The organism is Pseudomonas sp. 13159349 (genome assembly GCF_013305685.1).
In the GTDB taxonomy this organism is placed as follows: Bacteria; Pseudomonadota; Gammaproteobacteria; order Pseudomonadales; family Pseudomonadaceae; genus Aquipseudomonas; species Aquipseudomonas asiatica.
In genome coordinates this window covers 4,750,036-4,775,913 of the sequence record NZ_CP045553.1, presented here as the reverse complement: position 1 = coordinate 4,775,913, position 25,878 = coordinate 4,750,036, and the positions used below count along the sequence as shown (strand labels likewise).

Here is a 25,878-nt window from a genome sequence, read left to right as displayed (position 1 = left end):
TGTCATGGAACTTCATCGGCTCAAGCGTGCGCAGCGCCAGCACGGGGTGGCAATCGTCGAATTCACCATCACCCTGCCGCTGTTGCTCCTGACCTTGCTGGCCTTCGGCGAATTCGGCCGAATGCTTTACCAGTACAACAGCTTGCTGCAGGGCAGCCGGGATGCCGCACGCTTTGTCGCCAGCCAGGCCTGGAACTCGACCCTGGGCAAGGTCGAAGTGAGCGCCGACCTCGAGTGCATGACCAAGTACGTGGCGGTGTACGGTGCACCCTCCACGCCGCCCTGCAGCCTGACCGGGATGCCCGCTAACACTAGCGTGCAGGTTGCCAAGGTGGCGGGTACCAACGACCACGTGCAGGTGACCATCAGTGCGGTCTTTTCCCCGCTGATAGCCAGCGGTATTCCGGCGTTTATCGGCAACGGCACGGCACTGAACTTCCCGTTGGTCGCCACCACTGTGATGAGGGCACTGTGATGAAGCGCAGAAGCATGCAGGGCGTGTATGTGGTGGAGTTCGCCATCGTCAGTGCGTTGATGTTCACGCTGCTGTTCGGGGTGCTTGAAATAGGCCGGCTGTACTACACCGTGAACGTGCTGAATGAGTCCGTGAGGCGTGGTGCACGTCTGGCAGCGGTGTGCAATATCAGCGATCCGGTGGTGCTGCGCCGGGCAATATTCAACAGTGCGGGCGACAGTGGAGCCAGTGGCCTGCTGGCCGACCTGGACACCTCGGACCTTACCCTGCGCTACCTGGACAAGAACGGTGCACAGGTCGCCAATCCCGGTGATCTGGTGAACGCCACCGGGTTTGCCGCTGTCCGCTATGTCCAGCTGACGCTGCAGAACTTTCAATTCAGCCTGTTTATTCCAGGTTTTGGGGTGCCCATTACCCTGCCAGTATTCAAGGCGACCTTACCTCGCGAGAGCCTCGGGCGTCATACCGAGGCGGATGTCGTACCGGAGATCACGCCATGCTGAATCTTAGGGAATCTTCCGTATCCGCTACCTCCATCAAACCCGGGATGCGTCTGTTGATCAGCAGCTCCGACGCCTTGGCCTTGCGCCAGCTGCAAGAAATCTGTCAGCGCATCGCCGGTCTGGAGGTGAATGTTCGCCAGGTCAGCAATGGGCATTGCGACCCGTTGTACGGGCTGGACCGGATGCCCGATTTCCTGCTGCTGCGCGTTGGTCAGCTGTGGCGTGAGGAACTGGCGGCCCTGTTGCAACGCCCGGCCCATGAGCGCCCGCCGCTGTTGGTGTGTGGCCTGCTGGACGATCGGGAAGGCATGCGCCTGGCGATGCAGGCCGGTGCGCGCGACTTTCTGCCGGAGCCCATCGTTGCCACGGAGCTTATCGCTGCCTTGAACCGTATGGTCATGGAAACCCAGACCAACAGCACGGCAACAGGCAAACTGGTCGCGGTGATAAATGCCAAGGGTGGCTCCGGCGGCACGGTGCTGGCCTGCAACCTGGCGCATCAGCTCAGCCTCAAGGGCAACACCCTGTTGCTTGACCTGGACCTGCAGTTTGGCAGCGTGTCGCATCATCTGGATGTGGCGCAGTCGCACAGCCAACTAGACGTGTTGCAGCAGATAAAAGAAATGGACGGGGTGGCACTGCGCGGGTTCTGCAGCCATTTCAGCCCGTCCTTGCATGTGCTTGGCAGCCGCGCCAATGAGCTGTGTCTGCCGCAGGATGTCCAGGCCGAACAGCTCGATGCGCTGCTGCAACTGGCGCGGGCCAACTATGACTGGGTAGTGGCGGACTTGCCGCGGCAGATCGATCACATCACCGCTTCGGTGCTGGAGCAGGCCGACCGGGTGTACGTCGTGGTGCAGCAGAGCGTCAACCACCTGCGCGACGCCAGTTCCCTGGCACGCATTCTGCGCGATGACCTGGGCGTGCGCGGCAATCAGCTGGAGGTGGTGGTCAACCGCTACGACAAGGCGGCGCCGGTCAGCCTCAAGGATATCGGCGAAGCGCTGCGCTGCACCAACATCGTGAAACTGCCGAATGACTTCAGCGTCATCAACCAGAGCCAGAACACAGGTGTGCCATTAGGCCTGCAAGCACCTCGCTCGGCGATCACCCATGCGCTGCGTGGGCTGGCCGAGGAATTGGTGGGCAAGCAGGTGGCCACAGACAGCGGACTGTTCAAACGCGCCTTCAAGCGTGTTTTTCGGGGGTGAACCATGCTTAGCGATTTCCGTAACCGTTTGCGCAAACAGGCAGTCACCCCCGAGGCATCGACGCCGTCGAAGCAGGGTGGCGGCGCGAAGGACCCGGCAGAGGCACTGATGGCGTGGGAACATTTGGCACCGGATGTCCTGTTTGAAACGAAAAGCCAGGTCACATCGGTGGAAGCCGAGTGGCGGGAGAGGACCTATCAGCAACTGCTCAAGGTCATGGACCTGTCCTTGCTCGACTCGCTCGAGCAGGCCGAGGCCGTGCGGCAGATCCGCGATATCTGCCAGCGTCTGCTCGATGAGCATTCGGCGCCGGTAAGCTCTGCCAGCCGCCAGTTGATCATCAAGCAGATCACCGACGAAGTGCTTGGCCTTGGCCCGTTGGAGCCGCTGCTGGCCGACCATACGGTGTCCGACATTCTGGTCAACGGGCATGACTCGGTATACGTCGAACGGTTCGGCAAGTTGCAGCGCACCGATGTGCGTTTTCGCGATGATCAGCACCTGCTGAATATCATCGACCGCATCGTCTCCAGCCTCGGCCGGCGTATCGACGAGTCTTCGCCGTTGGTAGATGCGCGGCTCAAGGATGGTTCACGGGTCAATGCGATCATCCCGCCGCTTGCCATCGACGGGCCAAGTATCTCGATACGCCGCTTTGCGGTGGACCTGCTCAATGTCGACAGCCTGATCCAGGCGGGCGCCCTGACCCCGGCCATCGCGTTGCTGCTCAAGGCGATCGTGCGGGGCCGGCTGAACGTGCTGATCTCCGGCGGCACCGGCTGCGGCAAGACCACCATGCTCAATGTGCTGTCCAGTTTCATTCCGCATAACGAGCGCATCGTCACCATCGAGGACTCGGCCGAACTGCAACTGCAGCAGCCGCATGTGGTGCGCCTGGAAACACGACCGGCGAATATCGAGGGGCGCGGGGAGGTGGGCCAGCGTGAGCTGGTGCGCAACAGCCTGCGGATGCGCCCCGACCGTATCGTGATCGGTGAGGTGCGCGGCGCCGAGGCGCTAGACATGCTGACGGCAATGAACACCGGCCACGATGGCTCGCTGACCACGATCCACGCCAATACCGCGCGCGATGCGTTGGGCCGGGTTGAGAACATGGTCTTGATGTCTGGTGCCACGTTCCCGATCAAGGCCATGCGTCAACAGATCGCATCGGCCATCGATGTGGTGATCCAGCTGGAGCGGCAGGAAGACGGCAAGCGGCGGTTGGTCAGTGTGCAGGAGATCAACGGCATGGAGGGCGAAATCATCACCATGACCGAGATATTCTCGTTCGTCCGCAATGGCCTGGGCGAACAGGGCCAGGTGCTTGGTGACTTCCGGCCAAGTGGTATGGTCCCTGCCTTTCGCGATTCTTTGGCCAAGCGCGGGATCGAGTTGCCGCTGACTATGTTCAGACCGGAATGGATGGAGGTTGGTCAGCCATGAGCCAAATACCTGGTGAGTTCATCCTGATATTTCTTGGCATGGTGTTCGTTGCCGTGTTTCTCCTCAGCCAAGGGTTGGTGGTGCCAGTATTCGGCGAGGCGGGTAAGGTACGCAAACGTATCCGTAGCCGATTGGTGATTCTGGAGCGGGCAAGCCATCTGCCGAACATGCAGACCGTGTTGCGGCAGAAATACCTGACACGTTTGTCGCCACTGGAGGCGTGGCTCGAACAATTGCCCTTCATGGCGACGCTGACGCAGTTGATCGAGCAGGCCGGGCATGATTATCGGGCCTATCGGGTACTACTGATGGGGCTCGTGCTTGCAGCGGCTGCCGGGATGCTGGCCTGGCTGTTCTTTCCTTACTGGTGGTTGGCGCTGGCGGCAGCGTTCGTGGCGTTATGGCTGCCGCTGCTGAAAATTATCCATGACCGTGGCATTCGTTTCGCCAGATTCGAGGAGGGTTTGCCGGATGCGCTGGAAGCCATGTGCCGGGCATTGCGCGCTGGGCATCCCTTCAATGAAACCCTGCGCCTGGTGGCAGAGGAGCACAAGGGACCGGTGGCGCATGAATTCGGCCTGACCTTCGCCGATATCAACTACGGTAACGATGTGCGCCGGGCCATGCTTGGCCTGCTGGAACGGGTGCCGAGTATGACGGTGATGATGATGGTTACTTCGATCCTCATTCACCGCGAGACTGGCGGCAACTTGACCGAAGTGCTGGAGCGTTTGAGTAGCCTGATCCGGGGGCGTTTTCGCTTTCAGCGCAAGGTCAAGACTATGTCGGCCGAAGGGCGAATGTCGGCTTGGGTGTTGGTGGCCGTACCCTTTGTGCTGGCGGCGGGGATCATGCTCACTAGCCCCAAGTATTTGCCAGCGCTGGTCAACGATCCTTTCGGCCAAAAACTTATCATGGCGGCTTTCGGAGCCATGCTGGCCGGGATCCTCTGGATTCGCAAAATCATCCGAATCCAGGTTTAAGCAGTTCTCGCAACGGGGGCGTCGGTCATGGATTATTTGCTCGGTTTATTGAGTCGGGTGACGGACAATGAGGCACTGACACGCCTCCTGATCGTCGGTGCGATCGGGATGAGCACGGTCATTGCGGTTATTACCGTGACGTTGCTGGTGCTGGGGCTGCAGAGCCCACTGCAACGCCGTCTTGCATTGATCAAGCGTGACCACTCCAGCGCCGCGGCCGGTCGGGAGCCGCCAGGAAGCCTGCAGCTTCTACTGGAGCGTGTAGGTCGGCGCGTTACCCCGTCTACGGAGGGGCAAGTGTCAGCCACCCGAGCCCTGTTGACCCATGCTGGATACGGCTCGGCTTCAGCGGTACAGGTGTACTGGGCGGTGCGTTTGCTGCTGCCGTTGATGCTGATGGGTATCTCGTTGTTGATACTGCCGCTGGTTCCCAATTTTTCCCCGCTCAAGATCATGGGACTGGTAGCCATGGGCGCTGCCGTCGGATGGCTGCTGCCGGCCGTGTACATCGACAAGCGCAAGAATGCTCGGCAGGGCCGGTTGCGCGCGGCCTTTCCTGATGCCCTGGACTTGATGGTGGTTTGCGTGGAATCGGGCCTGGCGTTGCCCCAGGCTATCGAACGAGTGGCCGAAGAAATGGCGGTCAGCCAAGCCGAACTGGCCGAGGAGCTGGCGTTGGTCAATGTGCAGATCCGCGCCGGCATTTCCAGTACCGAAGCGCTCAGGCAACTGGCAGATCGCACTGGCCTGGAAGACATCCAGGGCCTGGTCAGCCTGTTGGCCCAAAGCATCCGCTTCGGCACCAGTGTAGCGGCTACCTTGCGCATCTATGCCGAGGAGTTTCGTGACCGGCGCATGCAGGCCGCAGAAGAAATGGGCGCGAAAATCGGAACGAAGCTGGTTTTTCCGCTAATTTTCTGTTTGTGGCCAAGCTTTTTTCTGGTTGCCATCGGCCCGGTGATCATCGGGATACTTAGAACGTTCGGGAATCCATGACATGAACAGGATCAGTTTGCTGTTGACCGTGATAGCCGTGCTTTCGGGGTGCCAGAGCACTGGGCCTGACCTGAATGGGGTGCGTTCTGTCTACTCCGGTGGCAATTCGGTGCTCTACCAGGTGCAGTCGCAGAGCAACTCGCCCGACCAGGCAATGCAGATGGCCGCGATGGCTTACCAGGCCGGTGACCTGGACCAGGCACTGTACCAGTACCTGCGCGTCCTCGAGCTGGCGCCCGAACGTTATGAGGCCTTGGTCTGGGTTGGCCGTATCCACCGCGAACGGGGCAATAACCAGCTTGCCGAGATGGCTTTCACCGAGGTACTGAGCAAGGCGCCGGAAAACCCTGATGCGCTGACTGAAATGGGCCTGCTGAACCTGTCCATGCGTAAACATGAGCAGGCCAAGGTGATGCTTTTGAAGGCAGTTGCCGTGGATCAGAAACGCTTCGTCAAGGACGCGGCCAACACCCAGACAGGGGCGGCTGCGCTCAGGGTCGACAGCAAGTCACCGCTCAAGGCGTACAACGGGCTGGGGGTGCTCGCGGATCTGGCCGACAACTTCGCCGAGGCGCAGACCTACTACCGCCTGGCCGAGCTCATCGATCCACGTTCGGCGTTGGTGCAGAACAGCCTGGGGTATTCCTACTATATGGCCGGGCAATGGGCCGATGCCGAGCTCCGGTACAAGCGTGGTGTGAGCTACGACGGCACCTACAAACCGCTTTGGCGCAACTATGGGTTGCTGCTGGCTCGCATGGGGCGCTATGAGGAGGCGGTATCTGCCTTCGAACAGGTCGAAAAGCGTGCCGAGGCCAGCAATGATGTCGGCTATGTCTGCCTGGTGGAAGGCAAGCTGGATGTGGCCGAGCAGTTTTTCCGCAGCGCGATCGAGTTGTCGCCGGGCACTACCCCGTCGCCTGGGAAAACCTGAACAGGGTCCAGCAGATTCGGCAAATCCGCCAGCTGGGCGGCGATGTAGCGATGCCCGAGCCGGTTGCAGTTGGCCCGGCCGTGCAGGTGACAACCGCGTCGGCGCCTTGATGGGGTTCAGCGGGCAAGCGCTGATGCCTGTCAGATAGCGTAAACGGGGCTGCTACGCAGCCCATCGCCGGCAAGCCGGCTCCCACAGGTACCGCGCAGAATTCAGGAGTTGGGCGATCCCTGTGGGAGATTGCCCAGCCCTTTTGGGCTGCGCTGTCGCGCAGAGAACAAATTTCGCTCGTCTGACGCGTCCTTTGTAGGAGCAGCCTTGTGCTGCGAAGAGGCCGGTACTGACAATGCCTGTCTGTTGCTTGTACCGGCCTCTTCGCAGCACAAGGCTGCTCCTACAGAACCTCGCCGAACCAATGAGTCAGGTGTTGTTCTACGAGAGCTGGCTTGCCGGCGATGGGCCGCAAAGCGGCCCCCAATTGGTCCACTTCACCTGTGGGTGAGCGGTGCTTCAATAGCCAACGCTGCTTGCCCCAACGGATGCGTACTGGCATCAAAGAAGTGCAGCACCGTCCCCGGCATATCCCCGAACCTGTCGACAAAATGCTGCTTCTGGTTGATCACCGATGCCTCGCTCAATGGCCGTATGGCAATCGACAGATGCTTCGGCCGGGCCTGTCGGATGGCTTCGAGCAGATGCTGGTCACTGCTGTCCAGGTGCAGCCCGAACAGGCATAGCCCCTGGCTTTCCCGCGCCAGTTGCCCCAGGCACCAGCCCAGGTAGTCAGAGTTGCGGATGGCGCGCAGCTTCTCGTCGCTGCGGTCTTCGTTGACGAACAGCGGCACTTCGCCCGGGATGTTCACGGCAAAACCATCGAGCAGTTCGGCGCTGTCGGCACTGCGTTGGCGGGTGGTGCCGTCGGGCAGCTTGAGCAGGTGCAGGCCGCCATGCAGGTGCAGTACCCGCGTGCCTTCGCCGTTGGTGCGGCGCACGTCGAAGAAGCCTTGCTCGTCGAACAGTTCGGCGAAACCCTGCGGGGCGTGTTGCACGGCCCACGGTAGCAGCAGGTCATAGTTGCTGGTGTAGACGCTGCGGTAGCCACGCAGCGCCTGGTTGAGGGTTGCCAGGGTCGTGGCCGGCATGAGTGGCCACGGCAGGTGCACCGTGCGTACGGCGTGGATCAGCGCTTCCTTGATCGAGTAGTAGCGGTTCAGCGGCGCGGTGGAGTTGATGGCCAGCGCGGCGTTGGTGCGCACGGTGGTGTTGAGGGCGCTGAGCACCGGCTCGAACAGTTCCGTACCCAGTGACTTGAACAGTGCCTGGTCGCTGACGGCCAGGCCTTTCTTGCGCCCGGCACGTTGCGCTTCCTCGAACAGCGAGAAGTAGCCGAACGGCTTCCACAGCACGCGGCTGGCGCCGTTGCCCAGCAGCAGGGCGTCGCAAGGGTGGCGAGCGGCGAGTTCCGGCCAGGGGGTGAGGGTGGCGTCTAGTGCGGGCATGCTGGGGTCCGTTGGGTGGAGCGGGAACGGGGGCGACTTTAGCATGTCATGCAAAGTGTGCGAGGGTTGGTGTCCAGGCAACTGCTTTGTGCAGCCTGTACTGGCCCTATCGCCGGCAAGCCAGCTCCCACGGTTCGCCACAGGCCTTGAGAGCAGTGCAGTACCTGTGGGAGCCGGCTTGCTGGCGATATGGCCAGTAGCAACGACGCAATGCTTCAACCTTGTTCAGCCCGTTGCTCAACGCGACTCCTGTTACGCCAAACCCGATAGGCGCGAATGCCCGCCCGCACCGAGCCGAACAGCAGTTTGTCTTCCATCTCCCGGGCCATCCCCGAGCGCACCAGCATGCGCAGGAAGGTGCCGCGAGCGCGGGCGATGGCAAAGAAGATGCCCTGCGCGGCCAGGGTGTCGCGCACTTCGCGCAGGGCGGCGATGCCGCTGACGTCGATGCTGGTTACCGCTTCGGCATCGAACAGCACGGCCCTGGGCCGTTCCTGGCTCTGCACCGCTTCGAGCAGGCGCATCTTGAAGTAGTCGGCGTTGAAGAACAGGATCGCGTCGTCGAAGCGGTACACCACAAGGCCTGGCACGGTGCGGGCATCCTTGTGTTTGCGGATGTCCACCTGGCCTTCGGTGCCGGGCAGCCAGCCAAGCACCGCGTCGGTGGGCTGATAGATGCTGTACAGCAGGCGCAGGATCGCCAGGGTCACGGCAAACACGATGCCGGGAAGCACGCCCAGGCTCAGCACACCGACCGTGGTCAGCAGGCACAGCCAGAACTCGAAGCGGCTCAGGCGGCGGATATGCTTCAGCGACTTGATGTCGATCAGCCCCCAGCCTGCCATCAGCAGCACGGCACCCAGCGCGGCCTGCGGGATCCACGCCATCGGCGCGGTGAAGAACAGCAGGATCAGGGCGATGACCAGTGCTGCGATGATGCCCACCAGTTGGCTCTTGCCACCGACCATGTCGTTGACCGCAGTGCGCGAGTCTGCACCGCTGATGGCAAAGCCCTGGGAAACCCCGGCAGCCAGATTGCTTACGCCCAGGGCGACGAATTCGTGGTTGGCGTTGATCGCGTAGCCGTGCCGGGCGGCAAAGCTGCGTGCGGTGAGCATGGCGCTGCAGAAGCTGACGGTGGCGATACCCAGGGCGTCGCGCAGCAGGCTTTTCATTTCTGCCAGGTTACTGTGTGGCCAGGCCAGCTGCGGGATGCCGGCAGGTACCGGGCCGAGAATGGCGACGCCAAAGCGGTCGAGGCCGAGCAGGCCGACCAGCAGCATGAACAGCGCCACTACAGTTAGCGCCGCAGGCAGATGGGGGTAGCGTCGTGGCAGCCAGATCAGCAGGCCCAGTGCGGCGATGCCGATGAGCAGCGTCACCCAGTGGATTTCGCCTAGGCGCTGGAAGAAGTTGATCAGGCTGAGGATGAAACCGTCGCCCTCGATCTTGAACCCCACCACCTTGGACAACTGCCCGGCGATCAGGCTCAGGCCGATACCGTTGAGATAGCCGATCAGGATCGGCCGCGAGAAGAAGCTGGCGATGAACCCGGCCCGGGCCACCCCGGCCGCGATCAGCATTACCCCGACCAGCAAGGTGACGATCACCGACAGCTCGGCAATCCGGTGCGGTTCGCCCATGGCCAACGGCGCCACGGCGCCGGCGATCATCGCGCAAGTGGCGGCGTCTGGGCCGACCATCAGCTGGCGCGAGCTTCCGATCAGGGCATAGACCATCATCGGCAGCACACAGGCATACAGGCCGTACTGCGGCGGTAGGCCGACGATCTGCGCGTAGGCGATGGCAATGGGAATCTGGATCGCCGCCACCGAGAGGCCGGCCTGCAGGTCGGCGTGGAACCACTCGCGGCGGTAGTGCAGCAGGTTGGCAAGGCCCGGTAGCCAGCGGGAGAGAAACATGCGTCGTCCTTTCGAAATGCTTCACGAATCCATCCACGCATTGAAGCGGATCGGCAGGCAAATGGCCATGGGGCAGGTCAAAGGGAGGGGGGAGAAACGAAAAAAGGAGCCTGGGCTCCTTTTGACAGCGATGACGTTGCTGGAACGCCATGCGGGAATGCGATGTGGAGCGGGTAGAGGGAATCGAACCCTCAACTAAAGCTTGGGAAGCTTTCGTTTTACCACTAAACTATACCCGCGTTTGCGCAGCACTTTTTACCAGAACCCTCAACGAATTAGAAGCCCAAGTTATTAAAAAGCTTGTCGGCGCCCCATGGTTTGCGGGTTTGAGCCACAGGACGCCGAGTTGCTCAGATGGCCAATGCATGCTGCTCCTGTTTTACAGGCTGGTAACGTTGACGAGGTTCACGCACGGTTGGCTTCAGGAACCCCAGCATGACACTGCGAGTGTCCTCGCAAGCGGCCTTGTGTTCCATATCCAGGAAGTGGCCTGCATCGCGGATCACGCTGAAGTGGCTGCGTCCCACGTGCTTGCTGAACTGCCGCGCATCTTCGACCGTGGTGTACTCGTCGCGGTCACCATTGATGAAAAGTACCGGGATGTCGATATTGCGTGCACCATCCAGCGCCCGCCCCAGGTCATGTTGCAGCACCTCGTTGATGTGGAAGTGCATCTGCGCATACTCGTGGCTGTCCAGGCTGCTGACATGGCGGTAGTTGAAGCGCTTGAACAGTGACGGCAGGTGCTTGCCGATGGTGTCGTTGATCAGGTTGCCGACCTGATAACGGTCGCAGGCGGCCAGGTACTGGCAACCACGGTCCAGGTAGTCGCGCATCGGTTCGTTGATCACCGGTGAGAACGAACTCACCACTGCCTTCTTCACGCCCCGCGGCTGGTGCGCCAGCGCCAGCAGCGTACTTGCGCCACCCCACGAGAACGACATCACGTGGTCTGCCTGGAAGTGCTCGATCAGCTCGAGGAGAATATGCGCTTCGGTCTCCTTGCTGATAAAGCGTTCCTGGCGATTGTGCGGCTTGGATTTGCCCGCGTATGGCTGGTCGAACAGTACAACGTTGAACTGCGGGTGCAGGTTACGTACCGTCTGGGCGAACGAGGCCGTGGTGGCAAGCGAGCCATTGATCAGGATGATCGTATTCTCGGCCGCATCCGCGCGATAGAACTCCGTGTAAACCCGATACTGACCTTGGATATCAAGTACAGCGATTTCTGGCCTCATGTCATCGACTCCTGGCGCAAAAAGGGTATTCGCGTCACCTAGGGTGCACGTTCTTTATGACAGGTAGGCATTTGCCTGAAGAGAAACCGGGGGGCCCTGTGTCGATCCTTGGCACGTGCGTCGACGGTATTGTTTTTGGCGGGCAATTCGCCGTGCCCCAAGGCATCGAGGCCTTGGGTGGCCGGCAAAAAGTGTCTGCGACTGCGGTCGTGACTTGGTAGTCACATGCAGACTGACGATTTGGATTCAAGCAGTGGGTCGGGAATCCCGCAAGTGCCGTTCGGGGGAAAATGTGACTTTTGTCGCTGAGCGGTCGTATGACGACCCTGATCTGTCTGGTCCGGCCCTTTCCACGTTTCGAGTCAGGCTTTGCGTGCTACGCGGCCCCTGTGGGAGCGGGCGAGCCCGCGAAGAGGCCGGAACAGCCAACCTAGACCGTCGCTATTTCATCCGCCGTCAGCTCACGAAACGCCCCTGGCGCCAACCCCGGGTCCAGCCGGATCGCCCCCATGCTCTCCCGATGCAACCCCACCACCTTGTTGTCGAAATGGCCGAACATGCGCTTCACCTGGTGATAGCGCCCTTCGACGATCGACAGCCGTGCCTGGCGCGGCCCGAGGATGTCCAGCTGGGCGGGCAGGGTGGTGAGGTCTTCGAAAGCGAAGTAGAAGCCCTCGAGGAACTTGGCCACATAGTGCTCGCCAATCTCGTCCTCGGTTTGCACCAGGTAGTGCTTGGGCAGCTTGGTCGCGGGCTGGGTAAGCCGGCGTGACCATTGGCCATCGTTGGTCAGGATCATCAAGCCCGTGGTGTTGAAGTCCAGGCGCCCGGCAATATGCAGGTCCTCACGCAAACCGGCTGGCAGCAAGTCGAGCACGGTGCGGTGTTGCGGGTCCTGGGTGGCGCTGACGCAGCCTGCGGGCTTGTGCAACATCAGGTAGCGTGCCGGGCGGCCAGCCTGCAGCAGTTGGTCGTCCAGCTCCACGCGGCTGAATTCGCGCACTTCGGCCAGTGGGTCGCTGACCACTTGGCCATCCACCCGCACGCGGCGTTGCGCCAGCATCAGACGGACTTGCTGGCGGTTGTGGCTGGGCAGGTTGGCGAGGAAACGGTCGAGGCGCATGGCAAACGGTCAGTCGGAAGCGGGGGAGCGAAGTTGTTCTTCGACGGCGGCGCAGCGCGGGCACAGGCAGGCTTTGTCGCGCAGCTCGGCGGGCAGGGCCTTGAGCACGGCAGGGTCGATGGTCACGCTGTAACACCAGCAGGCCTGGGTGGCCCGGCGCGGATCGGCCAAGCTGCACTGGTTGAGGGCGCCACAAGCGGGGCAGTGCTGGTTGTCGGGCATGGCTGCCGCTCACCTGTATCAAATTGTTGCAGAAATGGCACTGCACCTTGGCGGCACTGTCTTATTCAACGTCGATGATCGCATTTCGCATCGATGCTCGCCAGCGCCGCTGTTCGGGCACTCCAGCGGTCCAGGAGGCCGCCATGTCCTATCGAATCCTGTTGATCGCCCTGCTGGGGCTGATGACTTCCGCCTGCGTTCCGTACTACGAGAGCGGGGGCTATTACCGATCGGACCACTACTACTCCGACCGTTATGTGTCACCGGATTATTACCGCTATGACCGCTATTACGTAGCGCCGCAGCCCCGTTATTACTATCAGCCTGCGCCACGCTACTACTACCGCTCGGCGCCCGCGCCTCACTACCGGTCTCATCCGCAGCCGGGGATGAAGCAATGGTATGGCAACCCACGAAACGACTATGGCAACCGCCAGCGGTATGACTATGGGCGCGACCGGGACCGTCATGATTATCGCGGTGGCAGCCAGCGCTACCAGCAGAATGACCGTTGGCACTCTAGCGGGCGGGGGGATAGTGACCGACGCGGGGACGGGCGGCGTGGGCACGGGCAAGGGGGGAACTGGCAGCGGTAGGTGAATTGAAAACCGGGGGCGCGTTGCGCCCCTTTCGCGACGCAAGGCGGCCCCGGCTTCTTGAAGCTACCCTAAATCCGCCAGCGGATGCCGCCCCTCCCACACCTTGGCAAAATGCGCCTCCACCACCGCCGCCGGCACTTGCGCCACATCGGGCCAGTGCCAGTGCGGCTGGTTGTCCTTGTCCAGCAAGCGCGCACGCACGCCTTCGCTGAATTCCGGGTGGCGGCAGCAGTTCAGGCTCATGCTGTATTCCATCTGGAACACCTGCGCCAACGACAGCTGCCGTGCCCGGCGGATCTGTTCCCACACCAGGTGTGCGGTCAGCGGGCAACCTTCATGCAACCGTTGGCCGGCATCTGCCAGCAGCGGGTCGTCGTGGTGCTTGAGCCCCTCCAGCGCACGCCAGGCGGCTGCTGCGTCGGCCACGTCGAGTAACTGATCGATTACCTGTCGCCGCGGCAGCCACTGGGCCTGGGGCAACTCGGCGCAGGCGCGGTGCTGTTCGGCCTTGAGCAGGCTGTTCAGTTGCAGGGTAGTTTGTTCCTGCCAGTTCAGCTGCAGCAGTTCCTCGATCAGCGCCTCTTGCTGGTGCTCACCCAGAAAGCGGTCGGCCAGGCCCAGGTCCAGGGCGTCGTGGGCATTGATCGGCGCGCCTGTCAGGCCGAGGAACAACCCCAGCTTGCCCGGCAGGCGGGCAAGGAACCAGCTGGCGCCCACGTCCGGGTACAGGCCGATGCTGATTTCCGGCATGGCCAGCCGACTGCTGGGGGTGACAATACGCACATTGGCGCCCTGCAGCAGGCCCATGCCACCACCCAGCACATGCCCGTGCCCCCAGCACAGCAAGGGCTTGGGATAGGTGTGCAGGGCAAAGTCCAGGCGGTATTCGGCGGCGAAGAAGGTGGCGGCCAGCGGGGGCACGCTACCAGGGTGGTCGCGGCAGGCTTGTACCAGCGCACGCACATCACCGCCGGCACAGAAGGCCTTGGCACCGTTGCCGCGCAGCAGCACGCAGACGATTCCCGGGTCGCGAGCCCAGGCGTGCAACTGTTCGCCCAATACCTCGATCATCGGCAGGCTCAGCGCATTGAGCGCCTTGGGCGCATCCAGGGTGGCGATGCCGATGCGGGCGCCATCGGCGCCGGTGAGTACCTCGCAATGAATGGCCATGGACTACCTCGCGCAAGTCATCGCCCAAGTATGGCTTGCCTGGCCGAACATGCCGGTCGTCGGTCGGATCGTTTGACAAGCGGGAAGGGCTTACCTAGTGTCGCGCCATTGTTTATGGAAGGCCCCATGACTGACGACGATCGCATCAAACTCGAACCCAGCTGGAAGGCCGCCTTGCGCGCGGAATTCGACCAGCCCTACATGCATCAGTTGCGCGAGTTCCTGCGCAGCGAGTACGCCGCCGGCAAAGAGATCTACCCGCCAGGGCCGTTGATCTTCAACGCGCTCAACTCGACGCCGCTGGAGCAGGTGAAGGTGGTCATCCTTGGCCAGGACCCTTACCACGGGCCGGGTCAGGCGCATGGCCTGTGCTTCTCGGTGCAACCGGGCGTGGCCACGCCACCTTCGCTGGTCAACATCTACAAGGAGCTGCAGCGCGACCTGAACATCCCGATTGCCAGTCATGGCTACCTGCAGAGCTGGGCCGAGCAGGGCGTGCTTTTGCTCAACACGACCATGACCGTGGAGCGTGCCAATGCCGCGTCGCATGCCAAGAAGGGCTGGGAGTTCTTTACCGACCGGATCATCCAGGTGGTTAGCGAGCAGTGCCCGAACGTGGTGTTCCTGCTGTGGGGCTCGCATGCGCAAAGCAAGCAGAAGCTGATCGACGGGACCAAGCACCTGGTGCTGAAATCGGTGCATCCATCACCGTTGTCGGCTTACCGTGGGTTCCTGGGGTGCGGGCATTTCAGCCGGGCCAACAGTTTCCTCCAGCAGCGCGGGCTGGCGCCGATCAACTGGGCATTGCCACCGCTGTGATCACCTGAAAGAACGCGTCGCCTGCTTCGCGGGCTTGCCCGCTCCCACAGGGATAGCACCTGCCTTGAGGGCGATGCAGTACCTGTGGGAGCGGGCAAGCCCGCGAAGCAGGCGACGCGATTATTCCGGGTTGGCGTTCCACACCCGGAACAACGGCTCTGCCAGAAACAGCACAAACAACAAGCGCATCACCTGCAGCGCCGTCACCAGCGGTACCGACAGCTGCAGGGTCTCCGCCGTCAGGCTCATCTCGGCAATTCCGCCCGGCATCATCCCCAATGTCAGCGAACGCAGATCCAGCGCGGTCATCATGCTCAGCACCCATGCGGCACTGCCGGCAATCGCCATGCACAACGCCGTGGCCACCAGGGTGCGGCAAAGGAACGACGGTGCGCGGCGGAAGAACGCGCGGTTGAAGTGGCAGGCCAGGCCGCTGCCGATCAACCACTGGCCGATCTGGCTGGCGCCATTGGGCAGGGTTATCTGCAGGTCGCCCGCCAGGCTCACGGTGGCTGCGACCAACAATGGCCCGAACAACCACGGGTTGGGCTGGCGCAAGCGCTGCCACAGCAGGGCGACGGCAACGCCCAGCGGTGCAGTCAGCGCCAGCCAGCCCCAGCTCACACTGCCGGTGTGATTCAGCGGTACCCCGTCACCCAGCAGGAACTTGAACAGCGCCGGCACGCACAGTACCACCGCCAGTACGCGCAGGCTTTGCGCCGCCGCCACCTGGCTGAGCACTGCGCCATTGCGGGCGCCAAGGTTGACCATCTCCCCCGAACCGCCCGGCATGCTGGCGAAGAACGCCGTGGCACGGTCTTCACCGGTGCGCCGCAGCAGCCATACGCTGATCACGCTGGACAAGGTGGTGAACAGCGCGCCGAAGAAGATCAGTGCGAAATGGCTGGCCACCTGCTCGATCACCGCCGGGGTGAAGTGCAGGCCAATGCCGATACCGATGATGCATTGCCCGCATTTGCGGCCATTGGGGATTTCCGGCAGCTGCCAGGGTGTCAGGCAGCGCACCAGGATGATCGCCAGCAACGAGCCGACCATCCACGGCAAAGGCCAGCCGACCTTGCTGGCGGCAAAACCGCCAGCAAGGCCGACCAGCCCGGTCGCGACAAACAACGGCAACGAGCGATCAGGCATCGGCCATCGCCCGGCGCTGCAGGCTGCGTTTGCGCCAGATGCGCAGCAGCGGCAGGGTCAGCATGCAAATGGTCAGTACCCATACCGACATGCTGATCGGGCTCGACCAGAGGATGCCCAGTTCGCCGTTGGAGATCGACAGCGCCCGGCGCAGGTTCTGCTCCATCAACCCACCGAGGATGAAACCGAGCAGGATCGGCGACAGCGGGAAGTCCAGCTTGCGCAGGATATAGCCCATGATGCCGATACCGACCATCAGGAACAGGTCGAAGGTAGTGGCATGCACGGCGTAAACGCCGATCGCGGTGATGATGGCGATCACCGGTACCAGCGCCCAGTTTGGCACGGCGAGGATGCGGGTGAAGATGCGGATCATCGGGATGTTGAGGATCACCAGCATGATGTTGGCGACGAACAGCGAGGCGATCAGGCCCCAGACGATGTCTGGCTGCTGTTCGAACAACAGCGGGCCTGGGGTGATGTTGTACAAGGTCAGCGCGCCGATCATCACCGCGGTGGTGCCCGAGCCAGGTACGCCCAGGGTCAGCATCGGTACCAGGGCGCCACAGCAGGAGGCGCCGATGGCGGTTTCCGGTGCGGCCAGGCCGCGGGCGTCGCCCTTGCCGAACTTGCCCTTGTCGCCCGCCAGGCGTTTTTCGGTCATGTAGGCCACGGCGCTCGCCAGTGTTGCACCGGCACCAGGCAGCACACCCATGATGAAGCCAAGCAAGCCGCAGCGGATATTGACCACGAACACCGAGGCCGCTTCCTTGAAGTTGAACAGCATGCGGCCGGTGGCTTTGACTGCCTGGTGGCCATGGTGGGTCTTTTCCAGCAGCAGGAGGATTTCGCTGATGGAGAACAGGCCCAGCACCAGTACCACGAACTGGATGCCGTCGGCCAGGTGCACGCTGTCGCCGGTGAAGCGGTACACGCCACTGTTGGCATCGATGCCGACTGCCGACAGGAACAGGCCGATCAAAGCGGCAATGAAGGTTTTCAGCGGCTTGTCGCCGGCCATGCCGCCGAGGGCGACGATGGCGAACACCATCAGCACGAAGTACTCCGCCGGGCCGAAGGCGATTGCCCATTTCGCCAGCAGCGGTGCGAACAGCACCATGCCGCAGGTGGCGATCAGCGCACCGATGAACGAACTCCAGGCCGACAGCGACAGCGCTACGCCAGCCAGACCATTGCGGGCCATCGGGTAGCCATCGAGAGTGGTCATCACGGTCGAGGCTTCGCCGGGGATGTTCAGCAGGATCGAACTGATGCGTCCGCCGTACTCGCAGCCCAGGTACACCGCTGCCAGCAGGATCAGCGCCGATTCCGGCGGCAGGCCGAGGGCGAAGGCGATGGGGATCAGCAAGGCCACGCCGTTGATCGGGCCCAGGCCCGGCAGCAGGCCGACCACGGTACCGATCAGCGTGCCGGTGAGGGCGGTGACCAGGTTGTAAGGGGACAGGGCGACGCCGAAGCCCTGGCCCAGGTAGCTCAAGGTATCCATGTGTCAGTTCTCCAGTACGCTCAGCAGGCCAAGGGGCAGGGGCACGTCCATCACGCGGTCGAACAGCCAGTAGAGAAACAGGCTCATGCCCGCCACCACGATGGCGCTGTGCAGCCAGCGGCCGCCGTACAGGCGGGCCATGGGCACGCCGACCAGGATGGCGCTGAGGATGAAGCCCAGGGCTTCGAAGGTGCTGGCGAACACGATCAGCAGGCCGACGCAGGCGGCGATCTTGATCAGGGTCTCGCGGTCCAGTTCCGGTTCGTCGTCCTTGCGCACGATGGGGGTGGGACGGAACACCAGGTACAGCAGGCCCAGGCCGAGCAGGCCGAGCGTCAACAGCGGGTAGGCGCGCGGGCCCACCGGTTCATAGGAAAACGCCGCCTGGTAAGGCCAGGCCATCACGGCCAGGGCGGCGCACACCGCCAGCAGGGCCAGGGCGAAGATGCGTTGCAGGATCATGAAGGAATCCTCGTTGTTCATCGGCAAGACGCAGATCCTTTGTAGGAGCGGCCTTGTGTCGCGATGGGTCGCAAGGCGGCCCCAGGATTTCAGCATCGCTGCACAAATCGCTGGGGCTGCTTCGCAGCCCTTTCGCGACACAAGGCCGCTCCTACATGGAGCGAACGGCGTTGGCGTGTTACTGGATCAGGCCAAACTCCCTGGCCAGTGTCTTGTAGTCAGCCACTTGCTTCTTCACATAGCCGTCCAGCTCTGCACCGGTCATGGCGAACGGGAACAGTTCGCGCTGGTCACGCAACTTGGCGAAGTCTTCCGAAGCCAGCATCTTGTCGAATGACTGCTTCCACCAGGCGTATTCCTCGTCGCTCACCTTTGGCCCCAGGTAGAAGCCGCGTACCACTGGCCAGACGATGTCGTAACCCTGTTCCTTGGCGGTGGGGATGTCTTTCATCTCGGGCTCGTCCAGGCGCTTTTCCGAGAACACCGCGAGGATGCGCATGTTGCCGCTCTGAATGTGCGGCATGGAGTCGGAGATGTCGGTCGAGCCTACCTGGATATGCCCGCCCAGCAACGCCGTGGCGATCTCGCCGCCACCTTCCAGGGCGACGTAACGCAGGTCACGCGGGTTGATGCCGGCGGCCTTGGCAATCAGGGCGGTCTGCATCCAGTCCTGGCTGCCGACGGTACCGCCGGAGCCGATTACCACCTTGCTCGGGTCTTTCTTCAACGCTGCGACCAGGTCGTCGAGGGTCTTGTAGGGCGAGTCGCTTTTCACTGCGATGGCGCCATAGCTGGTGCCGACGGCGGCCAGCCATTTCACCGCGTTCTCGTCGAAGCGGCCGAACTTGCCCTGGGCCAGGTTCAGCAGCGAACCGCTGGACCAGGCCACCAGGGTGCCGGCATCGGCCGGGCGCTGGGCGACCACGGCGTTGTAGGCCACCGCACCGACACCGCCGGGCATGTAGGTGACGCGCATCGGCTTGGTGAGGATTTTTTCCTGCACCAGGGCGCTCTGCACCAGCTTGCAGGTCAGGTCGAAGCCGCCGCCGGGCGAGGCGGGAGCAATGCATTCGGGGCGTTTCGGTTCGGCAGCGAGGGCGTTGCCGGCCAACAGCAGGCAGCCGGTAGCGAGGACGAGGCGGCGCAGTGAGTAGGTCATCGTCTTTCTCCGTGAGCGTTGTTGTTATCAAGTTATCGCTATGGGGTTACCACAGCGCCACGCTGTAGCTCACCAGCAGCCGCACCTCGTCCGCGTCGCGGGCGAAGTTGGAGCGGAAGGTGGCGTTGCGCAGGCGCACGGCGACGTTCTTCAACGGGCCGCTTTGTACCACGTACTTCATCTCGGTATCGCGTTCCCACTCCTTGCCCTCGCCACCGGCGGCGCGGCTGACGTTGTCGCCGCTGATGTAGCGGGTCATGAAGGTCAGGCCGGGCACGCCGAGCGCGGCGAAGTTGTAGTCGTAGCGCGCCTGCCAGGAGCGTTCGTCGGCGCCTGCGAAGTCGTTGATCTGGACGAAGTTGACCAGGTACGGGTCGGCACCATCGACGTACGGGAAGGCGCTGTCGCCTGACAATTGCTGCCAGGCGGCGCTGACCTTGTGCCCGCCCAGGGCGTAGCTGAGCATGCCATTGAAGGTGGTGTTGTCGATGTTGCCGGCCTTGGCGGCGCCGGCGTCGTCACTCACGGCCAGGCGCAGGTCGGCGCCCAAGGTGCCGGGGCCCCATGGCTGGGTGGCGACCATGCCGATGAAGTGCTGGCGGTAGATATCGTCGAGCTGGGCAAAGTGGTAGCTGCCGGTGATGCGATCGGTGAACTGGTAGTCGAGGCCGGCCAGGTCCAGGTTGTCGGCGCTGAACGAGCCACCGAAGCGGCCGTTCTTGTTGTTCAGGGCCAGGTCTTCCCAGTTGGTGTCGTTGCGGTCCTTGGCCTTGTCCAGTCGGCCTCCGGTGAAGGTCAGGCCCTTGACCTCCTTCGAGGTGAGCAGGCCGCCTTCGAAGGTTTGCGGCAGGATGCGCCCATCGTTGGGCTGCAGGGTCGGCAGTTCGGGGATCAGAGTGCCGATCTTCAGTTCGGTCTGCGACACCTTCACCTTGCCGGTCAGGCCGAGCTTGGAGTACTCGTCGGCGGCCTTGCCGTCATCGTGCGTCGGCAGCAGGCCGGTGTCGGTGCGGTCGGGGCTGGAGTCGAGCTTGATGCCGAGCATGCCCAGCGCATCCAGGCCGAAGCCTACGGTGCCATCGGTGTAGCCAGACTCGAAGTTGAGCATGAAGCCCTGGGCCCACTCGTCGCGCTTGGATTGCTGTGCACTGGTGCCGTCGCGGAAATCGCGGTTGAAGTACATGTTGCGGGTTTCGAAGGTGGCCGTGCTGTCTTCGAAGAAGGCGGCCTGGCTCATCGGCGCGACACCGGCAAGCGCAAGGGCACTGACGATGGCGGAAGGGCGTGCGGCAAAGGAACGGGTAGGCGCGAACGCCTGTGGCTGCGATGACAGCATCACTGATGGCTCCGTTTATTGTTCTTATTCGTTGCACCTTGCTGGTGCTTTTTTTCGGCGCGTAGGGCGACCGTGGTGCGATGCTAGGTAACCAACCTTTCGCTAACCTTTCAGCGTGAAAGGTTTGTCGACAGGGCTTCACAGGCCTGCCGACAGCGGTACACTCCGCGCCACCGTCCCACCCGAGCAGGGAGAATCCGATGCGTGTGCTGCTGGTCGAAGACCACCTGCAACTGGCTGAAAGCGTGGCCCAGGCCTTGAAAAGCCATGGCCTGACCGTGGATGTGCTGCATGACGGCGTGGCCGCCGACCTGGCCCTGGCCAGCGAGGAGTACGCCGTGGCCGTGCTGGATGTCGGCTTGCCGCGCATGGACGGCTTCGAGGTGCTGGCGCGTCTGCGCGGCCGTGGCAAGACCCTGCCGGTGCTGATGCTGACCGCGCGCAGCGACGTCAAGGACCGGGTTCATGGGCTGAACCTGGGCGCCGACGACTACCTGGCCAAGCCGTTCGAGCTGACCGAGCTGGAAGCACGGGTCAAGGCCCTGTTGCGGCGCAGCGTGCTCGGTGGCGAGCGCCAGCAACGCTGCGGGCCGTTGGTATACGATCTGGATACCCGGCGCTTCACCTTGGGTGGCGACAACCTGACACTGACTTCTCGCGAACAAAGCGTACTGGAAGCGCTGATCGCCCGCCCGGGCCGGGTGATGAGCAAGGAGCAACTGGCCGCCCAGGTGTTCGGCCTGGACGAAGAAGCCAGCCCTGATGCCATCGAAATCTACATCCACCGCCTGCGCAAGAAGCTCGACGGCCACCCGGTGGCGATTGTCACCTTCCGTGGCCTGGGCTACCTGCTCGAGCACCGCGATGCGTGACAACGGCAGCCTGCGTGGGCGCTTGCTCGGCAACCTGGCCTTGCTGCTGGTGGTGTTGATGCTGGCCAGCGGCCTGAGCGCCTACTGGAACGGCCGTGAGGCCGCCGACACCGCCTACGATCGGACCCTGCTGGCCTCGGCAAGGACCATTGCCGCAGGCCTGTCCCAGCGTGACGGTTCGCTGAGCGCGGATGTGCCCTACGTGGCCCTGGACACCTTCGCCTACGACAGTGCCGGGCGAATCTACTACCAGGTGCTGGACATCCAGCAGCGGCTGATTTCCGGCTACGAGAACCTGCCAGCGCCGCCGCCGGGCACGCCGCGTACCGACGATTACCCGGCGCTGGCGCGGTTCTACAACGCCACCTACCTGGGCCAGGACGTGCGCGTGGTCAGCCTGCTGAAGCCGGTGAGCGAGCCGAACATGAACGGCATGGCGGAAATCCGTGTGGCCGAGACCGAGGAAGCGCGGGTGCGCATGGCCCGTGGTCTGATGGCCGATACCCTGCTGCGCCTGGGGATGCTGGCGCTGGGCGCGCTGGTGATGGTGTGGTTTGCCGTGAGTGCCGCGTTGCGGCCGCTGGAGCGCCTGCGCACGGCGGTGGAAGAGCGTCAGCCGGACGACCTGCGGGCCTTGCCGGTGGTGCAGGTACAGCGTGAGCTGGGCCCGCTGGTGCGGGCTTTGAACCATTTTACCGAGCGTTTGCGCGGCCAGTTCGAGCGCCAGGCGCAGTTCATCGCCGACGCCGCCCACGAGTTGCGTACGCCGCTGGCCGCGCTGAAGGCGCGGGTCGAGCTGGGCCTGCGTTCGGCCGAGCCGCAGGAGTGGCGGCAGACACTGGAGTCCGCGGCCCAGGGCACCGACCGGCTGACCCATCTGGCCAACCAGCTGCTGTCGCTGGCGCGGGTCGAGAACGGTGCGCGGGCGATTGCAGAAGGCGGCGCGCAGCGCCTGGACCTGAGTCAGTTGGCTCGTGAGCTGGGCATGGCCATGGCACCGCTGGCGCACAAACGCGGGGTGGCGCTGGCCCTGGAGGCCGAGGCGCCGGTGTGGCTGAAGGGGGAGCCGACGCTGCTCAACGAGCTGTTGAGCAACCTGGTGGACAATGCCTTGGCGCATACGCCGACTGGCGGCAACGTGATCTTGCGAGTGCTGACGCCGGCGGTACTGGAGGTGGAGGATGACGGACCGGGGATTCCCGAGGCCGAGCGTGAGCGGGTGTTCGAGCGCTTCTACCGGCGCAGTGCGCAGGGCAGTGGGCTTGGCTTGGCGATTGTCGGCGAGATCTGCCGGGCGCACCTGGCACAGGTGAGCCTGCATGACGGTGCGAAGGGCGGGTTGCGGGTGCGGGTGAGTTTTATCGCGGATTGATGTGTTGCCTGTACCGGCCCTATCGCCGGCAAGCCAGCTCCCACCTCGACTGCATTGACCTCAAGTCATGTGCTATCCCTGTGGGAGCTGGCTTGCCGGCGATAGGGCCGAACAGGCTGACACCGGTCAGCGCAACATGCTCCGCGCCTCGATCAGTTCACCCACTTCAAGCTCGGTGCCGTACGGCAGGCCCAGGTGGCGGTATGCCGGCAGTGCCGCCAGCGGCCGGTGGCGGCCTCGCTGGCTGATGCAGCGGGCGATCTGCACGATGTCGATGTAGTCGATCTTGTCAGTCTGCCGGTCCAGGTCCTGCACCTGGCTCGGCAGGTTGACCAGTTGCTCCGGAAACTCCCAGGCCTTGAGGATCTTGTCGCCCAGCACTGGCTGGATCTGCTCGATCACATAATGCAGGCACACTGGGTCCGACAGCAGTTCGTTGTGCTCTTCGGCGTAGATCAGTACCGGCAGCGCGCCAATCTGGTTGACCAGCCCGCCGAGGGTGGCCTGGTCGGGTTTGAGTTGTGTAAAGCGTCGGCAGATTTCGTAGCTGATGCCCGCCACATCCAGGCTGTTGGCCCAGATATCGCGTAACTTCTGCTCCACAGCCGGCGCCCGTGCGTGGAAAATCTGCTCGATCACCAGGCCAATGGCCAGGTTGCAGCTGTAGTTGATGCCCAGCCGCGTGATGGCGGTGTGCAGGTCGGTGACCTCGACCGCCGCGCGCAGCAGCGGGCTGTTGACGACTTTGATCAGGCGCGCTGAAAGGGCCGCATCGCGACCGATCACCTTGCTCAGGGCCGCTACGCTGATCTCGCTGTCTTCCGCCGCCTCGCGGATGCTCAAGGCAACCTCCGGCAGGGTCGGCAGGACCAGGTCATCCTTTTCGATGGCATCGAGCAACTGTGCTTGAACCATCTCGGCCAGCTTGTTCATGGGCGTGTCTACCGCAGTGGTGGTGCGGCCCCGCCATGTAGGCGGGGCAGGCTGGTCAGCGCTGGATTTCCCGGTCGCGGTCCAGTTCGTAGGGCAGGGTCAACACCTGCAGGCGTGGGCCATCGAGGCTGCCCAGGTGCAGGTTGTCGTCTTCCACCGCTTCGGCGCTGAGCACCGCGAGCAGTTCGCAGCCTGTGCCGTTGCTGGCAGCAATGACCACTTCACCGACCGACGAACCATGGGTGGGCGAGAAAATCTCGACGCCCGGGGCCGGAATGGCCTGCTGGTCCAGTGCCAGGCGGTACTGGCGGCGCTTGAGCTTGCCCAGGTACTGCATGCGGGCAACGATTTCCTGACCGGTGTAGCAGCCTTTCTTGAAGCTGACGCCGTCGACGGCCTGCAGGTTGATCATCTGCGGGATGAACAGCTCGCGGGTCGGCCCCATGACCTGGCCTATACCGGCGCGAATCTGACCCAGCAGCCAGTCGTCCAGGCTGCCTTCGGGCAGCGCGGTGGCCAGCGCCTGGCGAACGCGGTCGGCGTTGTCTGCCGGTACCCACAGTTCCACGCGGTCGGCGGACACGGCGATGGCGATCAACCCGTCGTGGCGCACGGTGCTACCGGCTGCCGCAGGCACATCGAGCCCCAGGGCCTGCAGCGCCGCATCGCCGCCTTGCAGGCCGAAGCGTGCCCAGGCAGCGCTTTCATCGGTCAGCGTGGCCTTGGAGAACACGGCGTACTTCTTGAGGTCGACCAGCTGGGCGTCGAGCAGCTCGCTGGCCATGGCCAGCAGGTAGCCGTTGCCTTCGGGCAGGATGCGGAAACTCGACTGCATGCGCCCCTTGACCATGCAGCGGGCGCCGAGGCTGGCGTGTTCCGGGCTGAGGTAGTTGATGTTGCAGGTCAGCTGGCCTTGCAGGAACTTGCCTGCATCGGAGCCGCGGACGGCGAGGATGCCCTCGTGGGACAGGGGGCAGAAGAAAGCGGAATCGGCCATGGGTCATCGCGGTGGCTAAAGACTGGCGGCCATCATAGAACGCCGGTAACAAAATAGGTAGTTGACTAGACCAACGCCCGGTGTCGCTTCGCTCGCCTGGCTGTATACTGGCGGGCCATTCGAGGAGGGCCCCATGGTCGAACAAACTGAACTCAACCGGCTTTTCTGGCACAGCCGCCGCGGCATGCTGGAACTGGACGTACTGCTGGTGCCTTTCACCCAGGAAGTCTACCCCACGCTCAACGAAACCGACCGCGAACTCTACGTGCGTCTGTTGAGCTGCGAGGATCAGGACATGTTCGGCTGGTTCATGGAGCGCACCGAGTCCGAAGACCCGGAGCTGCAGCGCATGGTCCGCATCATCCTGGATCGTGTCCAGCCCAAGTGAGTGCTTCGAGTGCCGCTGGCAAGGCTCGCGCCTGCTGCTGGCGGTCTACCTGGGTTGCCAGGTACTGGCGTGGTTCGCCGTATGGGCGAGCCCGCTGCCCGGGTGGTCGGCCCTTGCAGTTGTCGCCGCCTGTATTGCCCACGCTGGCTGGGCCATTCCCCGACGTATTCTGCTGACGCATGAGCATGCCGTTGTCGGCCTGCGCCGTGATGTGCGCGGCTGGCAGGTGTTCAGCCGTGCCCGTGGCTGGCAGCCGGTGCGCTTGTGCCGGGACAGCGTGGCGTTGCCGGCGCTGGTGGTGTTGCGCTTTGTGCGGGCGGGGCGCTGGTTGGGGGAGAGCCAATGTGTGCCGCGTGATGCGCTGGGGGCTGATGAGCACCGGCGTTTGCGGGTGCGGTTGAAGTTCAGCCGGCGCAGGTGGGCAGGGGTGGGGGCGAGTCAGGGCTGACAGGTGTTCGTCGTGGCAACTTCAGCGCCTGCAAGATCGAGCGCCGCCCGCGCGGCGCTTCGCAGCACAAGGCTGCTCCTACCGTTTGTTTCGGGCCAGTTATTCCTGTGAG

Annotated in this window: 26 protein-coding genes and 1 tRNA gene; 13 read left to right on the top strand and 14 right to left on the bottom strand. The window is 63.2% G+C overall.

The window, feature by feature from the left end; translation table 11 throughout:
* Window positions 1–4 precede the first annotated feature (4 nt).
* The 7 genes from GEV38_RS22025 to GEV38_RS21995 are packed head-to-tail and all read left to right on the top strand — an operon-like array spanning window position 5 to window position 6,548.
* On the top strand, window positions 5–475 hold the full coding sequence (locus GEV38_RS22025; protein WP_054573863.1) for a TadE/TadG family type IV pilus assembly protein: 471 nt from the start codon (window positions 5–7) through the stop codon (window positions 473–475).
* Window positions 475–978, top strand: a complete 504-nt coding sequence (locus GEV38_RS22020) for a TadE/TadG family type IV pilus assembly protein (protein WP_054573862.1) — start codon at window positions 475–477, stop codon at window positions 976–978. The genes GEV38_RS22025 and GEV38_RS22020 overlap by 1 nt, the downstream gene beginning before the upstream one ends.
* Entirely contained in the window at window positions 972–2,189 is a 1,218-nt protein-coding gene (locus GEV38_RS22015; RefSeq protein ID WP_054573861.1) for an AAA family ATPase, read from the top strand. The genes GEV38_RS22020 and GEV38_RS22015 overlap by 7 nt, the downstream gene beginning before the upstream one ends.
* A 3-nt stretch (window positions 2,190–2,192) precedes the next feature.
* On the top strand, window positions 2,193–3,635 hold the full coding sequence (locus GEV38_RS22010; protein WP_054573860.1) for a CpaF family protein: 1,443 nt from the start codon (window positions 2,193–2,195) through the stop codon (window positions 3,633–3,635).
* On the top strand, window positions 3,632–4,618 hold the full coding sequence (locus GEV38_RS22005; RefSeq protein WP_102083281.1) for a type II secretion system F family protein: 987 nt from the start codon (window positions 3,632–3,634) through the stop codon (window positions 4,616–4,618). The genes GEV38_RS22010 and GEV38_RS22005 overlap by 4 nt, the downstream gene beginning before the upstream one ends.
* A 27-nt stretch (window positions 4,619–4,645) precedes the next feature.
* Window positions 4,646–5,614 carry a type II secretion system F family protein gene (locus tag GEV38_RS22000; RefSeq protein ID WP_054573858.1) on the top strand — a complete coding sequence of 323 codons (969 nt, stop codon included), beginning with the start codon at window positions 4,646–4,648 and terminating at the stop codon, window positions 5,612–5,614.
* A gap of 1 nt (window position 5,615) precedes the next feature.
* Window positions 5,616–6,548 (top strand): lipopolysaccharide assembly protein LapB, encoded by a 933-nt coding sequence (locus GEV38_RS21995; protein ID WP_239688309.1) that lies wholly within the window; start codon window positions 5,616–5,618, stop codon window positions 6,546–6,548.
* A gap of 488 nt (window positions 6,549–7,036) precedes the next feature.
* On the opposite strand, the gene GEV38_RS21990 is transcribed toward GEV38_RS21995, so the two are convergent.
* The 6 genes from GEV38_RS21990 to GEV38_RS21965 all read right to left on the bottom strand — a co-directional run bounded on the left by GEV38_RS21990 (window position 7,037) and on the right by GEV38_RS21965 (window position 12,552).
* Complete coding sequence (locus tag GEV38_RS21990) at window positions 7,037–8,047, bottom strand: DUF4917 family protein (protein WP_039613744.1); 1,011 nt, start codon at window positions 8,045–8,047, stop codon at window positions 7,037–7,039.
* Window positions 8,048–8,262: 215 nt separating this feature from the next.
* Complete coding sequence (locus GEV38_RS21985) at window positions 8,263–9,969, bottom strand: SulP family inorganic anion transporter (protein WP_054573857.1); 1,707 nt, start codon at window positions 9,967–9,969, stop codon at window positions 8,263–8,265.
* 165 nt (window positions 9,970–10,134) lie between these two features.
* Window positions 10,135–10,208, bottom strand: a tRNA-Gly gene (locus tag GEV38_RS21980).
* 111 nt (window positions 10,209–10,319) lie between these two features.
* Entirely contained in the window at window positions 10,320–11,207 is an 888-nt protein-coding gene (locus GEV38_RS21975) for an alpha/beta fold hydrolase (RefSeq protein WP_013974016.1), read from the bottom strand.
* Between the two features lie 430 nt (window positions 11,208–11,637).
* Window positions 11,638–12,330, bottom strand: a complete 693-nt coding sequence (locus GEV38_RS21970) for a pseudouridine synthase (protein WP_015271612.1) — start codon at window positions 12,328–12,330, stop codon at window positions 11,638–11,640.
* 9 nt (window positions 12,331–12,339) lie between these two features.
* Window positions 12,340–12,552 (bottom strand): cysteine-rich CWC family protein, encoded by a 213-nt coding sequence (locus GEV38_RS21965; RefSeq protein WP_039613741.1) that lies wholly within the window; start codon window positions 12,550–12,552, stop codon window positions 12,340–12,342.
* Between the two features lie 143 nt (window positions 12,553–12,695).
* Between GEV38_RS21965 and GEV38_RS21960 the strand changes: the two genes are divergently transcribed.
* On the top strand, window positions 12,696–13,148 hold the full coding sequence (locus GEV38_RS21960) for a lipoprotein (protein WP_015271610.1): 453 nt from the start codon (window positions 12,696–12,698) through the stop codon (window positions 13,146–13,148).
* 66 nt (window positions 13,149–13,214) lie between these two features.
* On the opposite strand, the gene GEV38_RS21955 is transcribed toward GEV38_RS21960, so the two are convergent.
* Window positions 13,215–14,321, bottom strand: a complete 1,107-nt coding sequence (locus GEV38_RS21955; protein ID WP_015271609.1) for an enoyl-CoA hydratase/isomerase family protein — start codon at window positions 14,319–14,321, stop codon at window positions 13,215–13,217.
* Between the two features lie 126 nt (window positions 14,322–14,447).
* Between GEV38_RS21955 and ung the strand changes: the two genes are divergently transcribed.
* Window positions 14,448–15,140, top strand: a complete 693-nt coding sequence (gene ung / locus GEV38_RS21950) for a uracil-DNA glycosylase (RefSeq protein WP_015271608.1) — start codon at window positions 14,448–14,450, stop codon at window positions 15,138–15,140.
* A gap of 120 nt (window positions 15,141–15,260) precedes the next feature.
* Here ung and GEV38_RS21945 read toward each other — a convergent pair whose 3' ends face one another.
* The 5 genes from GEV38_RS21945 to GEV38_RS21925 all read right to left on the bottom strand — a co-directional run bounded on the left by GEV38_RS21945 (window position 15,261) and on the right by GEV38_RS21925 (window position 20,756).
* Window positions 15,261–16,292, bottom strand: a complete 1,032-nt coding sequence (locus GEV38_RS21945) for an AbrB family transcriptional regulator (protein ID WP_015271607.1) — start codon at window positions 16,290–16,292, stop codon at window positions 15,261–15,263.
* Window positions 16,285–17,799 (bottom strand): tripartite tricarboxylate transporter permease, encoded by a 1,515-nt coding sequence (locus GEV38_RS21940; RefSeq protein WP_013974009.1) that lies wholly within the window; start codon window positions 17,797–17,799, stop codon window positions 16,285–16,287. The genes GEV38_RS21945 and GEV38_RS21940 overlap by 8 nt, the downstream gene beginning before the upstream one ends.
* A gap of 3 nt (window positions 17,800–17,802) precedes the next feature.
* Window positions 17,803–18,261 (bottom strand): tripartite tricarboxylate transporter TctB family protein, encoded by a 459-nt coding sequence (locus GEV38_RS21935; protein WP_015271606.1) that lies wholly within the window; start codon window positions 18,259–18,261, stop codon window positions 17,803–17,805.
* A gap of 178 nt (window positions 18,262–18,439) precedes the next feature.
* Window positions 18,440–19,420, bottom strand: coding sequence for a tripartite tricarboxylate transporter substrate binding protein (locus GEV38_RS21930; protein WP_013974007.1), 981 nt, complete (start codon window positions 19,418–19,420; stop codon window positions 18,440–18,442).
* A gap of 46 nt (window positions 19,421–19,466) precedes the next feature.
* Window positions 19,467–20,756, bottom strand: coding sequence for an OprD family porin (locus GEV38_RS21925; protein ID WP_015271605.1), 1,290 nt, complete (start codon window positions 20,754–20,756; stop codon window positions 19,467–19,469).
* A gap of 200 nt (window positions 20,757–20,956) precedes the next feature.
* On the opposite strand from GEV38_RS21925, the gene GEV38_RS21920 reads away from it, so the two are divergent.
* Window positions 20,957–21,628 (top strand): response regulator, encoded by a 672-nt coding sequence (locus GEV38_RS21920; protein ID WP_013974005.1) that lies wholly within the window; start codon window positions 20,957–20,959, stop codon window positions 21,626–21,628.
* Window positions 21,621–23,000, top strand: coding sequence for a sensor histidine kinase (locus tag GEV38_RS21915; RefSeq protein WP_015271604.1), 1,380 nt, complete (start codon window positions 21,621–21,623; stop codon window positions 22,998–23,000). The genes GEV38_RS21920 and GEV38_RS21915 overlap by 8 nt, the downstream gene beginning before the upstream one ends.
* A gap of 126 nt (window positions 23,001–23,126) precedes the next feature.
* Here GEV38_RS21915 and GEV38_RS21910 read toward each other — a convergent pair whose 3' ends face one another.
* Both GEV38_RS21910 and GEV38_RS21905 read right to left on the bottom strand, forming a co-directional pair.
* A complete protein-coding gene (locus GEV38_RS21910) occupies window positions 23,127–23,933 on the bottom strand; it encodes an HDOD domain-containing protein (RefSeq protein ID WP_015271603.1) in 807 nt (268 codons plus the stop codon).
* Between the two features lie 55 nt (window positions 23,934–23,988).
* A complete protein-coding gene (locus tag GEV38_RS21905) occupies window positions 23,989–24,930 on the bottom strand; it encodes a folate-binding protein YgfZ (protein WP_054573505.1) in 942 nt (313 codons plus the stop codon).
* Window positions 24,931–25,063: 133 nt separating this feature from the next.
* Here GEV38_RS21905 and GEV38_RS21900 point away from each other — a divergent pair, with 133 nt between their 5' ends.
* Together GEV38_RS21900 and GEV38_RS21895 are read left to right on the top strand one after the other, a co-directional pair.
* Window positions 25,064–25,318 (top strand): succinate dehydrogenase assembly factor 2, encoded by a 255-nt coding sequence (locus tag GEV38_RS21900; RefSeq protein ID WP_003252043.1) that lies wholly within the window; start codon window positions 25,064–25,066, stop codon window positions 25,316–25,318.
* Window positions 25,302–25,766, top strand: coding sequence for a protein YgfX (locus GEV38_RS21895; RefSeq protein WP_015271601.1), 465 nt, complete (start codon window positions 25,302–25,304; stop codon window positions 25,764–25,766). Before GEV38_RS21900 ends, GEV38_RS21895 begins: the two co-directional genes overlap by 17 nt.
* Window positions 25,767–25,878: the final 112 nt, after the last annotated feature.

Bases quoted from the DNA above. Each gene is read 5' to 3' on its own strand.
- GEV38_RS22025 (WP_054573863.1), top strand. From the start codon at position 5: ATGGAACTTCATCGGCTCAAGCGTGCGCAGCGCCAGCACGGGGTGGCA.
- GEV38_RS22020 (WP_054573862.1), top strand. From the start codon at position 475: ATGAAGCGCAGAAGCATGCAGGGCGTGTATGTGGTGGAGTTCGCCATC.
- GEV38_RS22015 (WP_054573861.1), top strand. From the start codon at position 972: ATGCTGAATCTTAGGGAATCTTCCGTATCCGCTACCTCCATCAAACCC.
- GEV38_RS22010 (WP_054573860.1), top strand. From the start codon at position 2,193: ATGCTTAGCGATTTCCGTAACCGTTTGCGCAAACAGGCAGTCACCCCC.
- GEV38_RS22005 (WP_102083281.1), top strand. From the start codon at position 3,632: ATGAGCCAAATACCTGGTGAGTTCATCCTGATATTTCTTGGCATGGTG.
- GEV38_RS22000 (WP_054573858.1), top strand. From the start codon at position 4,646: ATGGATTATTTGCTCGGTTTATTGAGTCGGGTGACGGACAATGAGGCA.
- GEV38_RS21995 (WP_239688309.1), top strand. From the start codon at position 5,616: ATGAACAGGATCAGTTTGCTGTTGACCGTGATAGCCGTGCTTTCGGGG.
- GEV38_RS21990 (WP_039613744.1), bottom strand. From the start codon at position 8,047: ATGCCCGCACTAGACGCCACCCTCACCCCCTGGCCGGAACTCGCCGCT.
- GEV38_RS21985 (WP_054573857.1), bottom strand. From the start codon at position 9,969: ATGTTTCTCTCCCGCTGGCTACCGGGCCTTGCCAACCTGCTGCACTAC.
- GEV38_RS21975 (WP_013974016.1), bottom strand. From the start codon at position 11,207: ATGAGGCCAGAAATCGCTGTACTTGATATCCAAGGTCAGTATCGGGTT.
- GEV38_RS21970 (WP_015271612.1), bottom strand. From the start codon at position 12,330: ATGCGCCTCGACCGTTTCCTCGCCAACCTGCCCAGCCACAACCGCCAG.
- GEV38_RS21965 (WP_039613741.1), bottom strand. From the start codon at position 12,552: ATGCCCGACAACCAGCACTGCCCCGCTTGTGGCGCCCTCAACCAGTGC.
- GEV38_RS21960 (WP_015271610.1), top strand. From the start codon at position 12,696: ATGTCCTATCGAATCCTGTTGATCGCCCTGCTGGGGCTGATGACTTCC.
- GEV38_RS21955 (WP_015271609.1), bottom strand. From the start codon at position 14,321: ATGGCCATTCATTGCGAGGTACTCACCGGCGCCGATGGCGCCCGCATC.
- ung (WP_015271608.1), top strand. From the start codon at position 14,448: ATGACTGACGACGATCGCATCAAACTCGAACCCAGCTGGAAGGCCGCC.
- GEV38_RS21945 (WP_015271607.1), bottom strand. From the start codon at position 16,292: ATGCCTGATCGCTCGTTGCCGTTGTTTGTCGCGACCGGGCTGGTCGGC.
- GEV38_RS21940 (WP_013974009.1), bottom strand. From the start codon at position 17,799: ATGGATACCTTGAGCTACCTGGGCCAGGGCTTCGGCGTCGCCCTGTCC.
- GEV38_RS21935 (WP_015271606.1), bottom strand. From the start codon at position 18,261: ATGATCCTGCAACGCATCTTCGCCCTGGCCCTGCTGGCGGTGTGCGCC.
- GEV38_RS21930 (WP_013974007.1), bottom strand. From the start codon at position 19,420: ATGACCTACTCACTGCGCCGCCTCGTCCTCGCTACCGGCTGCCTGCTG.
- GEV38_RS21925 (WP_015271605.1), bottom strand. From the start codon at position 20,756: ATGCTGTCATCGCAGCCACAGGCGTTCGCGCCTACCCGTTCCTTTGCC.
- GEV38_RS21920 (WP_013974005.1), top strand. From the start codon at position 20,957: ATGCGTGTGCTGCTGGTCGAAGACCACCTGCAACTGGCTGAAAGCGTG.
- GEV38_RS21915 (WP_015271604.1), top strand. From the start codon at position 21,621: ATGCGTGACAACGGCAGCCTGCGTGGGCGCTTGCTCGGCAACCTGGCC.
- GEV38_RS21910 (WP_015271603.1), bottom strand. From the start codon at position 23,933: ATGAACAAGCTGGCCGAGATGGTTCAAGCACAGTTGCTCGATGCCATC.
- GEV38_RS21905 (WP_054573505.1), bottom strand. From the start codon at position 24,930: ATGGCCGATTCCGCTTTCTTCTGCCCCCTGTCCCACGAGGGCATCCTC.
- GEV38_RS21900 (WP_003252043.1), top strand. From the start codon at position 25,064: ATGGTCGAACAAACTGAACTCAACCGGCTTTTCTGGCACAGCCGCCGC.